Raw genomic sequence first — 13,118 nt, forward strand, 5'->3', positions numbered from 1 at the left:
TGATCGTGTAGTTGGCTGCCATCGAGCACGTTCCTAATGCTGCTCTTCAATGCCACACGGTACGGCGAAAACGCTCCCGGGTAAGTGGTTCTCGTGACCCACGCAGAGTGAGTTGTCCCGCGATAGTGGCCTGTGGTGTCGCACCTCGCCGTGGCTGTTCAGCTCAGTGGATGCGGTACAGCTCTCGGCATTCTCCTTCGGAGTCGATGTCATCTATGCCGTTAGGGCTGCTTGTTGCGGAGACCATCCATCCTTTGCCGTCGTTGACTGCCACCACACCGACAGGTTCTCTGCCCGGGAGTGTGACGGAGTAGGTGGCGCAGCTGTTGAACTGCACAAATGCGTCGATTTCGGTGTCGGGGCGGAAAAGTCCTTGGGAGTCAGCCCATCGCTGCACGGGAACCCGCACTCGTGCGTCTTGGAAGGTGTCGAATGGTGGGGCGAACAGTCCTCCTAGAAGCAAGCCTGTCACGGATGCTACTGCTGCTAGCGCTCCTGCTGCGATGATCACACCGGTCGCCACACCTGCCCGCTTCATACTGCTTTGCCCTTCGTTACGCATCGTTGCTACGAAGCCCCCCTTTTTCTGCTTCTCCCATCCGTCATCGATTACCGGCCGTGGTGTGGATGAGAGAAGCACCTTATGTCTGTGCCTGCCCCACACTCCCGTAAGGGGATTCGGTTCTTGTAATGAACCGAACCCCCATACGGTGAATCAGATCATGCCGCGTGTATGCCGCTACGGACCAGGGCTATAGCCGCCCTATTTGGCTGGTACTTCGGTGTTTAGAAAGCGTCTTTGGTGTCATCGAACTTGGGTTTTGGCAGTTTCGATTCAGGTACGAGTTCCCATTCTTCGAGGTGAGAACGCAGTTGCTCAGATGCATCGATGTTCAGCGGGCTAGAAACCCACATTGCGTAGGGCAGGTTGACGTAGCGCTTTTCTTTTACTGCAGGGAGGTCTTTGGTTGAGGGGTTAGCTTCGAGCAAAGCAATCTTTTGAGCCATGGATTGTTCGCCGTAGCTGACGAAAACGATGGCGTCTGGTTTGCTGGCTGCAACACGTTCCCAGGACACGGTTGTCCATGTGTCGTTGACGTCTTCCATCACATTGCGGCCGCCTGCGGTGTCGATGACTGCTTGCGGTCCACCGAACTTACCGCTGGTGAATACGGTTTCTGTTCCAGAGTCGAAGACGAGCACGTTGGGCTTTTTCTCGGCTTGCGGTGCGTCTTCGAGGGCTTTACGGCGTTGGCTGATGTCTTCGATGACTTTGGCTGCTTGGTCTGATTTGCCAGTCAGGGTGCCGAGGTTTTTCAGGTCTGTGTCCAGAGCAGTCCATGGGTCGGTGACGCCGCGTGCTTTCTGACCGTCTTTTTGGCGGCAGCTTTCGGTGAGGATGTAGGGGGCAATGTTTTTGCCTTGGAGAACCTTGGGGGTGACTTGGTTTTCCTTGTAACCGTAGTTCCATCCAGCGACGACAACATCCGGGCGCTGCGCGATAAGGGTTTCGAGCGCAGGCATGTTGTTGCTGACTTCCTGTTTACCGCCAAGGGCGTCTTTACCGTAGTGACGGGAGAGGGTTTCGGCGTTCTTTTCGAGGCTGGAGAAGCCGCTGATCTTCTCTCCTGCTCCGATGGCGAGCATCATCGCGATCATTCCAGAGTCGTTAACAAAGAAACGCTTCGCAGAGGCGGGGAATTGGGCCGGTTGACCGCAGTTGGTGATGGTAGTTCCGCCTGCGGCTGAGTTCGTGCCGGGGGCCGAACCACTGCTGCAGGCACTGACTCCTAGTGCAAGGGCTAAGGCTGCGCTGGTGAGGGGAACGAGGTGACGACGTTTCATTGGCTTTCTCCCATGAGGTGACTGTTAGGACGCGGGTGGGCCATGCTTTCGAGAAGCAGATGCTCTTGTCCGCTGTGGGGGTGGGGGGCAGTGGCGATGTGCACACCGAATGCGCGGGCTGTGGCCTCACCGGTGATGACGGTGTGGGATTCGCCTGCATCTTGAATACGGCCGTCGTGAATAACGGCGACGTTGTCGAAATATGCCAAAGCAAGATCAAGGTCGTGGATGGCGGCGATGACGGTTTTGTCGAGTTCGCGCACGAGGTCCAGGAGCGCAATCTGTTGGGCGATGTCGAGGTGGTTTGTTGGCTCGTCAAGGAAGAGCAGCGGTGTGCCTTGCACTAGGCCGCGTGCGAGGATGACTCGGCGGCGTTCACCGCCAGACATGTGTCCCATGGGGCGGTCGGCGAAGTCGGCCATGCCTACGGCGTTAAGGGCTGCCAGGACACGTTCGTGCTCACTGTGGCCGGGCCTGGACCATGGGTTGAGGTGGGGGGTGAGGCCGAGGGCTACGTATTCGCCTGCGTACTGGTCGGCGAGGGGGTTTTCGTCTTGGACGACGACGCTGACCAAGCGGGCTCGGTCGCGGGGGCGTATGGTGTGTAGGTCGGTGTCGTCAACGTGAACGTGGCCTGCTGCGGGGGTGCGGATACCGGCGAGGGCTCGGATGAGGGTGGATTTTCCGGAGCCGTTAGGGCCGACGAGGGCCAGGCTGTGGCCGGCGTGGAGGTGGATGTTGGCGTTGCTGAGGATGGTTCGTCCGTCGATGGCTACGGCTAGGTCGGTGGCGGTGAGGCTGGGGGTGTTCATCGGCTGTCTCCGAATCGGTAGGACTTGCGGCCCAGAAGGAACAGGAACACGGGGGCTCCGATGAGGCCGGTCAGGACGGAGAGGGGTAGTTCGACGGGGCGGACCGCGACGCGGGAGAGCACGTCAACCCATACGAGGAATACAGCTCCAGCCAAGGCTGCGACGGGGATGACGGCTCGATGACGTCCGCCAACAAGGAGCCTGGCGATGTGGGGAACGATGAGTCCCACGAAGCCGATTCCACCGACGACGGCGACGATTAAGCCAACAAGAAGGGCTTGCGATACGAAAAGGCAGATGCGCAGGCCACGGACGGGGACGCCAAGCGCGGCGGCGGTGTCGTCTCCGGCAGCGAGGGCATCGAGCCATCCGGACAGTCCGAGGGCGGCGAGAGCAGCGAGGATGGCGGCGATGACGGGGATCCACACATTGTCCCAAGTTGCGCCAGAGAGGCTGCCGAGCAGCCAGAAGAGTACGGAGTTGGTGGCTTGAGGGTCCGCGGCCCAGAAGACAAGGAAGCTGGCGAGGGAGGAGAAAGCACTGGAGAGAACGGTTCCGGTCAGGATGAGACGTAGCGGGGTGAGTCCGCCTTGGGCTTGGGCGACACCGAAGACGAGGAGCGCAGCGGCTAATGCGCCAGCTAGGGCACCAACGGTCAGTGCCCAGTTACCGGCCCAGGCAGCGAACCCTAGAGCGATGACGGCGGTGGCGCCGACGGAGGCGCCAGAGGAGATGCCCAGGAGGTAAGGGTCAGCTAGGGGGTTGCGGACGAGAGTTTGGATGGCGGTACCGGCGATGGCCAGTCCGGCACCGGCGGCGATGGCAAGGATGGCGCGGGGAAGACGCAGTTCCCAGACGATGAGAGAGGCCGGGTCTGTGCTGGTTACGGGACCGTTGGCGATGGCGTCGACGACAGTGGGCAGTGGAAGTGGCTCGGCACCGAACCCGAGTGAGCAGATCGCACTGATGATGAGGGCGATCAGGAGAGCGAAGCCGGTCCAGAAGGCCGGTAGTCGGCGACTGTGGGAAGGTTTCGCTCGGCAGGTGTGTGTGTCCAACGCGACTCCAGGATGGTTCGCGGTGGGGCCGAGCGGGTATTACCCCGTCGCGAGGAGCGCGACAGGATGCCCAGTGGAGCGGTGTCGTTAATCCTCCGTCGGGGATCGTCCGTCCCCACCGAGTGCGGAAGACAAGGGCGTGGTCTGACTCGCCGCTGGAGGCGGCTCACAGTGGCGGGACCGTGCCGGGGTTTCGCCGGCTTCACGCGCGATGTCGTGTGTTCAGTTAGTGACCATAACCGAGGCGTGGGTACCTATCTGGGCTCAGATATCTGCTTTGAGCTGTCAGCTGCTTCGAATTGCCTTATGGATCTAGCTGTATGGCTTTGGTCACGGCAGTAGTTGGGTGGCTATTTGGATACGAATGTGGGGATGAAACCGTTCAGCTCAACTTTGGCTCCCAGGCCGGAAGAAAGGATGACCAGAAGGCCGAAGAGAACCACAAGGAGAACCAACCCGAAGATGAAGAAAGCCAGGATTCTGTTGCTCGTGGGGGGTGGTGCTGTGTCGCTGACGCCGCTTGAAAGGGAGCGGATACCAAAGGAGTAGAGAGCGGGCAGCCCTGCTCCGACAACTAGCGCTACGGCAGTTACGGCTCCAACTTCGGAAAGGAAGTAGGCGATCATCGGTCCTCCTCGGGGACGGTGGTGACAACCACCGGGGTGATGCGGACCTCGGCGACGTCAACTGGCGGCGTTTCCCAGTCGGCGTTGACGTTGTCATGGTCGACTTTGTCTTTCTGGGAGTGACGCCACATCCACAGTGATGCGGCGACGAGGATACCCGTAACTGCTAGAGGACCAGCGACGTGCCCCAAGGCGGCGGCGAGCCACCAGGTGACGGCTCCGACGATGCCTGAGGCGGGAAGAGTGATAAGCCAGGCGATCACCATGCGGCCTGCCACGCCCCAGCGGACGTCGGCTCCCGGGCGTCCTAGTCCCGTGCCGAGGATGGACCCGGTGGCGACGTGCGTGGTTGATAGCGCAAAACCCATGTGGCTAGAGGTGAGGATGACCGCGGCCGAAGCGGACTCTGCTGCCATGCCCTGGGGAGAGTCGATCTCCACGAGTCCTTTGCCAAGAGTGCGGATGATGCGCCAACCGCCTAGCCAGGTTCCAGCGGCAATAGCTACGGCGCAGGCGATTTTGACCCAAAGGGGAACGCTCTCCAGGTCAGTCCAGTGTCCGCTGGCGATGAGGGCCAAGGTGATGATGCCCATGGTTTTTTGGGCGTCGTTGGTGCCATGCGCGAGAGAAACAAGGGAAGCGGTACCGATCTGACCCCACCGAAACCCGTTCTCCTTATGTCGTTCAGCGACACCGCGAGTGATGCGGTAGATCAGCCAGGTCCCGATTCCAGCTACAAGACATGCAACAAAAGGGGAAACGACCGCCGGTAGAAGAACTTTTCCAAGGACGCCATCCAGTTTGGTTCCGTTGCCTGCCCAGTTAACTCCTGACCATCCGATACCTGCGACGGTGGCGCCGATCAAGCCACCAAACAGGGAATGCGATGAGCTCGATGGCAGGCCGAATAACCAGGTGATGAGGTTCCAGATGATCGCGCCCACGAGTCCGCACAGCAGGATCAGCAAGAGTGTCAGGCCCCCGTCGCTGACCATCTCAGGTCGAGGAGCGCCGTCGGCGGTCTGGATCTTGATAACCGCGTTCGTCACTGTCAAAGCGACCTCGACGGACAGGAAGGCTCCAACGAGGTTGAGGATCGCAGAGAGCGCCACCGCAAACTTCGGCTTCAAGGCGCCGGTGGCGATCGAGGTCGCCATCGCGTTTCCGGTGTCGTGAAATCCGTTGGTGAAGTCGAACGTCAATGCCGTGACGATCACCAGGGTCAGGAGGAGAAGCGCAGGGTCCACCCATCCAGTCTGCGCCCCACAGCCACAGGCCCACGCTGGAAGCGGTGGGGGCGATTGTTGTCTTCCGCACAGACAGCAACCGCCCCCACTAATCCTATGACCTGCGTTTTCCTACCTCATCGGTAGTTGGGAAGGTAAATAAATCCCTACTTGCTGGTATCTCAACAGAAAAATTTGCGCAAGCATTTGCCTTGAAAGCGCCGCCAAAACGCCCCCAATAACAACCAACGATCACGGCCGAGACAGGTCAGCCTCCAACGGATCGACTTTCTTAGACTTCGTCACCAGCTTGTGCCCCCACCACACGCTGAAGAACAAAGGAAGACCGATATACGTCGCCACGATGGCCGGCAAATTTCCCAGCGGGTCAGAAAAGAAGTTGTACCCCTGCCCGACCACAACCACAGCACACATCACCAGCGCAACGAGAGGACCGATAGGGAACAACGCTGCTTTGTACGGCAAATCCTTCGGTTCACCTCCTTGAGCCATGTAGGCACGACGGAACTTCCAATGCGACCACGCAATACCCATCCAGGTAATGAACCCAGCCAGCCCTGAAGCGTTCACCAACCACGTATACGCAGTTCCCTCACCAAAGAAATTCGTAAGAAAACACAAGGCACCCACCGCAGTAGTCGCCAGCAAAGCAGGCAACGGAATCCCACCGGCAGTCACCTTCGTGAAGATCTTCGGAGCTTTCCCCGAAACCGCCAATCCGTACAGCATTCGCGTAGACACATACATGCCCGAGTTACCTGCCGATAGAATCGCTGTGAGAATCACTGCGTTCATGATGGTCGCCGCACCCAGAATGCCCGCGTTCTCAAAGATCAACGTGAACGGGGCAATCGTGATGTCCCCACCCTTCTCCGCACTGAGCAAACGCGAATCCGTGTACGGAAGAAGAAACCCAATCACAGCGATCGCACCGATATAGAACAGCATGATCCGGAAGAACACCGAACGGATCGCCCGTGGAATCGACTTCTCTGGCTCTTGCGCCTCGCCAGCAGTCACACCCACCATCTCGGTTCCCTGGAACGAGAACCCCGCAATCATGAACACCGACAACATGCCAGCAAACCCACTCACGAACGGTGCCTCACCCCGCGTCCAGTTCTCTAAACCTGGAGCATGACCGCCCAAAATCCCCAAAATCATCGCCACACCGACCACAAGGAACACGATCACCGTGACCACCTTGATCGAGGCGAAAATGAACTCACCTTCACCGAAGGTACGTACGTTAATCGCGTTCAACGACACGATGATCGCCAAAAACAGCGCCGACCACACCCAGCCAGGGGTATCTGGAAACCAGAACTGCATCACCAACGCTGCGGCCACCAACTCCACCGCCAACGTGATTGCCCAGTTAGCCCAGTAGTTCCACCCCATCGCAAACCCGAATGAGGGGCTGACAAAACGTGTTCCGTACGCCTCAAACGAACCTGCGATCGGCAAATACGTCGCCATCTCACCCAGAGACTGCATCAACAAGAACACCATGAACCCGATCGCCGCGTAGGCAACCAGCGCTCCACCAGGACCTGCATTGCTGATCGTGCCACCCGAAGCAACGAACAGACCCGTTCCGATCGCACCCCCGATCGCGATCATGTTGATATGACGCGGCTTTAGGCCCCGCTGGAGTTCTGCCTGATTACTCGTTTCCGTGCTTTCGGAACTACTCATGGGACCGCCTTGCCCGTTCGTCTTACTGCACGATTCCCGTGAATCGCGCAGAAATTATCACCCTATAAAAGAATGCAGCGCCGCTGCGCCCGCGTGTCGGGCACAGCGGCGCTGCAGAGCACGTCGTCTCAGTCGACCGCTACAAGGTCAACTACGAACACCAAAGTCTCGCCCGGCTTGATCACACCACCAGCGCCTCGATCTCCGTAACCCAAATGTGGCGGAATCGTGATGCGACGACGTCCACCGACCTTCATGCCGACGATGCCGTCTTCCCACCCTTTGATGACCATGCCCGCGCCCAACGGGAACTGCAGCGGCTCACCGCGATCGAAACTATTGTCGAATTCCTTACCCGTGGACCACGAAACCCCGACGTAATGCGCCGAGACAACGTTACCGTGCGCGGCCGGTGCACCATCGCCCTCAATGAGGTCTTCAAGCAGCAACTCAGCAGGCGCATCGCCCTCGGGAATGGTTACTTGCGGTTTTTCCATGCCCGACACCCTAACCGCAGCAACCCGACCCGTGGCACCACCTTCACCCGTTGTTGGCACACATCAGACACATGAGCGGGGCCAGACACGCACGCCTAGCCCCACTCACACCACTTCATCACAGGCAACTTGCTCCTGTGATCAACGTCCTGTCTGCACCCCCAAAATCATCGGATTGTGGTCGCTGGCACGGAAAGCATCCGGTGCGTACAACGCAGGTACACCGTTGTACTGGTACGCGTATGACTCCTGGGCATTGATATCCCACACCTTCATGCCCTGCACTTTCGCGGCGAATTCTGGCGTAGCGAATGCGTGATCCAACGAACCGGACTCACCGTTGAACACGTACGTGTCCTGCGCAGCGAATTTGGCACCCACATCAACTAGCCCGGCCTTGCGCAGCACATCTAACGGCTGCTCTTTCGTGTACGCGTTGTAGTCACCCACACTCAGCACATCCGCATCCTTGGTTTTGGCTTTCACCTCGTTAACGAATGCCACCAGACTCTTCGCCTGAGCTACCCGATCAGCGTTGGAGTTGCCTTGCCCATCACCAGAGTCAACATTGCCTTTCCCCTGACCAGAACCTTTGGACTTGAAGTGGTTCACGATCAGTGAAAACACCTCACCTTTTGCCGAAAAGGCTTGGGCAATAGGCTCTCGCGCGTTGTCCCACACACTGTTTTCCACAGGCTTCATCGCAGCCCCCACCGGCTCAACACGATCCCGGCGATAGATGATCGCCGTTGTGATGAGGTCGCTAGCCTCATGTGCCTCCACGAAACCCCACACCTGCGCACCCTCAGCTTTGTTAAGCGCCTCAGTCAACGTTCGCACTGCCTTGTACGGGTCCGAGGGAGTCGTCACTGCCGAGTTCTCCACCTCCTGCAGAGCAATCACGTCAGCATTCAATGCGCGCAGCTCAGCAATAATTTTTGCTTCCTGGCGCTTCTGTTCTTCGGGGCTACCTGCCCCTCGCGACTTGCCCCCAAACGTGACGAAGTAGTTCAAGACATTCGCATCAGCGACCTTCAAGTTTCCTGTCACCGGAGCAGGAGCAGACGTCCGGGGGCTCTTGGAGGCAAATGTTGTTCCTTCCCAAGTGCCGTCGGCAGGCTCCAGTCGGTAGGCGTCGAACCCATACGACAACACCGACGGCTGCAACACCGACACCTGATCACCCACACGCACCGGATCTTTCACCGTCAAATACGGAGGCTGCTGCTTATCCTTGGCCAAATTCCCACTACGACCATCATCGAGAATGATCCGCCGCTGACGGTTCTCCTTCATCACCACCTGAGCTGCCTTCCCCGGCTGCGCCACCTCCGTCGGGTTCTTCAACACACCCCCCTCAGAGAGCACAACCTCACCAAACCTGTTGAGGTTGTAAACATCCGTGACAGTCAACGCATCCGAAGGACGGACATACATGCCCTCCAACGCCTCCAACTGCGCAGGCGTAGCCGGCAGATCAAGCACGGTGGCGGCAGGAAGCTCCTGCTTGCCACACACCGTGTTCGCTTTCACTGAAGAGATCCGCGTTAGCCCCTTGTACTCGTTCACCACCCCCTCAACGACAACCACATCACCAACAGCAACGTTCACGTGCGTTGCGCTACCGGCCGGGTCATAAACAAACACACCATCACTAGTGCTTGCCTTGCCATCACCCTTGGCATCTTGAATGAAAAACCCGTTATAGCCACCCTCCTGCAGGTCCCCCACTACAACACCGCGCACAGTGACGGTCTTGCCCTCCATGGGAGAAACATCGCCCTCCCCCTGCACCTGCGGAATCGTCGTCGTGGGTTCGCTGCCACAGCCAGCAGCCCCCGGCATCGAGGCCAGTCCCAACGGCATCGCCACCGCACCGCCGCACACAGGACCTAGCACAAGCCCAGCCCCGGCAAGCGCAGACAAAAGAGCTAATGTTCGGCGACTTTTCTGGATGATCATGGTCTTCACTTTCTGTGAGGTGGGTGCAACTCGCCTGCGGCCACGCCACAGGCGAAACGGAATCGGAAGCAAAGGGAACTAGCCGGCTCCGTTAAGCGAAGCTTGCTCTTCCTGCCCCAAAACCAGCCATAGACATACCGATCCACAAAAACAACATTCGCCACACTCCCGCCCCGGCCAAAGCAGCCGCCACCACATATCCATCCCCTCCCACACGACACCTGCGCTGTCATTTGGCGAGAATGGCTTAATGACTGCCCCCACATCGCGCCGATACATCACGACCCTCGTCGTGCTCGCGATGCTCAACATCGCAGTAGGCGGCGGCCTCGCCTGGTCCATCACCAGCCGAGAAGGTGTCCGAATCATCCCCCCCACTGCCACCGAATACGCCGCCGACGCGCTCACCCATATGGACCACGGCCTAGGCGCACGCGGCCCCGCCTGGACAGCCACCCGAGCCCAGGCACTGCGCACCACCAGCGGTAAAAACAGCTACGAACAAACCTGGTCCGCGCTGGAAGACGCCACTCGGACCGCAGGACGCGGAAAAGGTATCTTCACTCCAGCCGCCACCATCACCCCCCGAACAGACCCCACCGGCCCCATGCCCACCGTCAACAGCGAAAACGGCATCACCACCCTCACCCTGCCCCGAGTTCCATCAAACGCCCCACCACACAACCAGAAATACGCTGACCAACTCGCCTCAAACATCGACGTCACCCGACCCCGCACTACCTGCGGATGGATCGTCGACCTACGCGAACTGAATAACAGCGACGCCCACCCCGTCCTAGCTGGCCTAACGCCCCTGTTCCCCAACGGCCCCCTCATGACCCTGACAGACAACCAGGGCACCACAACCACAGCAGCCATCGAAGGCGGAACCCTCACCATGAACGGCTCATGGCGTTTCGGCACCTACCGCGCCTACCCCAAAACACATGCCCCTGTAGCCGTCCTGCTCAGTCCCCGCACTTCAGGCCCCGGAGAAATCGCCACAGTCGCCCTCACTGGTCGCCCCAACACACGCACATTCGGCGCGCCCACCAGTGGAAACGCCACCATGGACAAAACCTGGCAGCTCTACGACGGCTCACGCCTCACCCTGCCCACCCACCAAGCCACCAGCATCCACGGAGCCCCAGCTATCGGCTCAATTACCCCCGACAGCCCCACCCCCACCGACCAGACTGAGGAACGCGCCCGCACCTGGCTCACACACCAATGCCGCTGACGCGCCCCCACCAGCAGCTCTACCGCTCATGCACCTCACGCAGCAGCATCAACAACTCATCCGGATCTGCCAGAACTAGATCAGCATCACAAGCCCCCATAACGGCGACCGTGACACAACCCGCTTCACGCCCAGCCGCCAACCCCGCAGGAGAGTCCTCAACAGCCAAAGCCTCACTAGGCAAAACCGCCAACAACTCTGCCGCATACTCGTACGGGTCCGGCGCTGGCTTAGGCGCCGTAACATCACTAGCCGTCACCAGCACTGGCGGCTGCAACCCCGCCGCCGCTAGCCGTCGACGGGCCAGCTCCGCCGGTGAATTCGTCACCACAGCCCACGGCATGTCTTGCTCATCCAGCCACTGAGTCAGCTCAAGCGCACCCGGCATAGGTGTGACATCCGCGACATCTTCAACCTCACGAGCAATGTGACGTTCCACCTCTTCAACAATCCGTTCCTCACTCCACTGCGGAGCGAAACGCCGCATAGTCACCGGCGCCGGTTGCCCATGACAAAAACTCAACACTTCCTGCGGGTCAGCCCCCACAGCCTGGGCCCATGCCGTCCAAGCACGCTCAACAGAGGCATTCGAATTCACCAAAGTGCCATCCATGTCCATCAGGAGGGCCCGACAAGGAGCAATCAATTCCGCAGCAGAAGTCATACCTCCATAGAACGCCATCAGAGCACCCGAATGCGTTCAATCACCGTGGAACTCATCTCGTGGGCGTGGCACACGAGACACCACCCAGGATTGAATCTGGCTTAAACAGCGCAAAAAGGGCTGTGCCTCCCCACCACGCACCCAACACCAAGGACCTCCCATGCTCTCCGCCCCATCAGCAACCATCGTCAAAGCAACCGCCGCCCTCGTCGCCGAACACAGCACCCTCATCACCACCCAGTTCTACAGCGACATGTTCCACGACCACCCTGAACTCACAAACATCTTCAACATGGCCAATCAAGCCATCGGAGAACAACCCAAAGCACTAGCAGCCAGCGTCGTCGCCTACGCAACCCACCTCATCTCTCCTGAGACCCCCGACTTCACCCCCGTACTGCGCCGCATCGCGCACAAACACGTCTCCCTAGGAGTCACCGCACCCCAATACACCATCGTCGGCCACTACCTCATGCAAGCCATTGGCAAAACCCTCGGCGACACCCTCACCCCCGACATCGCCGCCGCCTGGAACGAGGTCTACTGGCTATTCGCCACCCAACTTATCGCCGAAGAAGCAAAGCTCTACGCCCTCGCCGGCACCAACCCCAACACCCCCTGGCACGACTACACGGTCACTGACCGCATCCACGAAACCGACACCACCTTCTCCCTGCATCTACGCCCCACCACCGGAACACTCCCCGCCTGGCAACCCGGCCAATACATCACCCTCAACATCGAAATCGCCCCCGGCCACACCCAACCCCGCCAATACACCATCTCCGGACAACCCGACGAAAACACCTTCCGCATCACCATCAAAAAAATCGACAGCCACAACGAAAGCCCCGCCGGAGCCGTCTCCACCTGGCTCGCCGCCAACGCCCATCCAGGCACTCATCTCCAGGTCTCCCAACCCTGCGGCGACATCACCCTCGACAACACCAACACTCCCCTGGCTCTCATCTCCGCTGGCGTAGGCATCACCCCCATGGCCGCCATCCTCGAAGACCTCGCCCAACGACAGCCCGAACGCGACATCTACCTTCTCCACGCTGACCACTGCCCCGCTCTACACCCACTGCGCACAACGATCGCCACCAGCACCGCCACCATGCCCAACATCACCCGTCACTGCTGGTACGAAACACCTGACAACACCGACACCCACACCGGACACATGGACCTGAGCACCATCGACCTACCCACCAACACCCACGTCTTTATGTGCGGCCCCCTGCCATTCATGCGCAACATCCACACCCAACTCACCGCCAAAGGCATTCCCACCACCAATATCTCCTACGAAGTATTCGGCCCCGACATGTGGACCCAAAACCCCAACAACGCCGCCTAAACCACACACCGGCCACTGACAACACCCACACAACCAGTGGCCGGCACGACACCAACACCTCACAGACTCAAACAAACCCGCCAAACTCAGCCCTCACAGTGCCAGGCTT

General features: G+C 59.5%; 13 protein-coding genes. 2 read left to right on the plus strand and 11 right to left on the minus strand.

All coding sequences use genetic code 11. The features are described 5' to 3' along the window. Positions 1 to 163: 163 nt before the first annotated feature. From DXZ77_RS09610 to DXZ77_RS12490, 10 genes are all read right to left on the minus strand, one after another. Positions 164 to 640, minus strand: coding sequence for a hypothetical protein (locus DXZ77_RS09610; RefSeq protein ID WP_147279260.1), 477 nt, complete (start codon positions 638 to 640; stop codon positions 164 to 166). Positions 641 to 786: 146 nt separating this feature from the next. Next, positions 787 to 1,845, minus strand: coding sequence for an ABC transporter substrate-binding protein (locus DXZ77_RS09615; protein WP_115031761.1), 1,059 nt, complete (start codon positions 1,843 to 1,845; stop codon positions 787 to 789). Beyond that, positions 1,842 to 2,657 (minus strand): ABC transporter ATP-binding protein, encoded by an 816-nt coding sequence (locus DXZ77_RS09620; RefSeq protein WP_115031763.1) that lies wholly within the window; start codon positions 2,655 to 2,657, stop codon positions 1,842 to 1,844. Before DXZ77_RS09620 ends, DXZ77_RS09615 begins: the two co-directional genes overlap by 4 nt. Continuing rightward, positions 2,654 to 3,715 carry a FecCD family ABC transporter permease gene (locus DXZ77_RS09625; RefSeq protein ID WP_115031765.1) on the minus strand — a complete coding sequence of 354 codons (1,062 nt, stop codon included), beginning with the start codon at positions 3,713 to 3,715 and terminating at the stop codon, positions 2,654 to 2,656. Before DXZ77_RS09625 ends, DXZ77_RS09620 begins: the two co-directional genes overlap by 4 nt. A 350-nt stretch (positions 3,716 to 4,065) precedes the next feature. Further along, positions 4,066 to 4,341, minus strand: coding sequence for a hypothetical protein (locus tag DXZ77_RS09630; RefSeq protein WP_115031767.1), 276 nt, complete (start codon positions 4,339 to 4,341; stop codon positions 4,066 to 4,068). Continuing rightward, a complete protein-coding gene (locus tag DXZ77_RS09635; protein WP_051277555.1) occupies positions 4,338 to 5,588 on the minus strand; it encodes an inorganic phosphate transporter in 1,251 nt (416 codons plus the stop codon). Before DXZ77_RS09635 ends, DXZ77_RS09630 begins: the two co-directional genes overlap by 4 nt. Positions 5,589 to 5,819: 231 nt before the next feature. Further along, positions 5,820 to 7,286, minus strand: a complete 1,467-nt coding sequence (locus DXZ77_RS09640; RefSeq protein ID WP_115031769.1) for an amino acid permease — start codon at positions 7,284 to 7,286, stop codon at positions 5,820 to 5,822. Between the two features lie 128 nt (positions 7,287 to 7,414). After that, a complete protein-coding gene (locus DXZ77_RS09645) occupies positions 7,415 to 7,783 on the minus strand; it encodes an FKBP-type peptidyl-prolyl cis-trans isomerase (protein ID WP_034401215.1) in 369 nt (122 codons plus the stop codon). A 141-nt stretch (positions 7,784 to 7,924) separates the two neighbouring features. Then, positions 7,925 to 9,745 carry an ExeM/NucH family extracellular endonuclease gene (locus tag DXZ77_RS09650; protein WP_115031771.1) on the minus strand — a complete coding sequence of 607 codons (1,821 nt, stop codon included), beginning with the start codon at positions 9,743 to 9,745 and terminating at the stop codon, positions 7,925 to 7,927. A gap of 91 nt (positions 9,746 to 9,836) precedes the next feature. Then, positions 9,837 to 9,959 (minus strand): hypothetical protein, encoded by a 123-nt coding sequence (locus DXZ77_RS12490; protein WP_258553257.1) that lies wholly within the window; start codon positions 9,957 to 9,959, stop codon positions 9,837 to 9,839. A gap of 36 nt (positions 9,960 to 9,995) precedes the next feature. Between DXZ77_RS12490 and DXZ77_RS09655 the strand changes: the two genes are divergently transcribed. Next, positions 9,996 to 10,985, plus strand: coding sequence for a S41 family peptidase (locus DXZ77_RS09655; RefSeq protein WP_115031774.1), 990 nt, complete (start codon positions 9,996 to 9,998; stop codon positions 10,983 to 10,985). Between the two features lie 19 nt (positions 10,986 to 11,004). Here DXZ77_RS09655 and DXZ77_RS09660 read toward each other — a convergent pair whose 3' ends face one another. Further along, positions 11,005 to 11,667: an HAD family hydrolase gene (locus tag DXZ77_RS09660; RefSeq protein WP_208304076.1), complete on the minus strand. Its 663-nt coding sequence runs from the start codon at positions 11,665 to 11,667 to the stop codon at positions 11,005 to 11,007. A gap of 142 nt (positions 11,668 to 11,809) precedes the next feature. Between DXZ77_RS09660 and DXZ77_RS09665 the strand changes: the two genes are divergently transcribed. Next, on the plus strand, positions 11,810 to 13,009 hold the full coding sequence (locus tag DXZ77_RS09665; protein WP_115031775.1) for a globin domain-containing protein: 1,200 nt from the start codon (positions 11,810 to 11,812) through the stop codon (positions 13,007 to 13,009). Positions 13,010 to 13,118 lie beyond the last annotated feature (109 nt).

This window comes from Dermatophilus congolensis (assembly GCF_900447215.1).
GTDB classification, from domain to species: Bacteria; Actinomycetota; Actinomycetes; order Actinomycetales; family Dermatophilaceae; genus Dermatophilus; species Dermatophilus congolensis_A.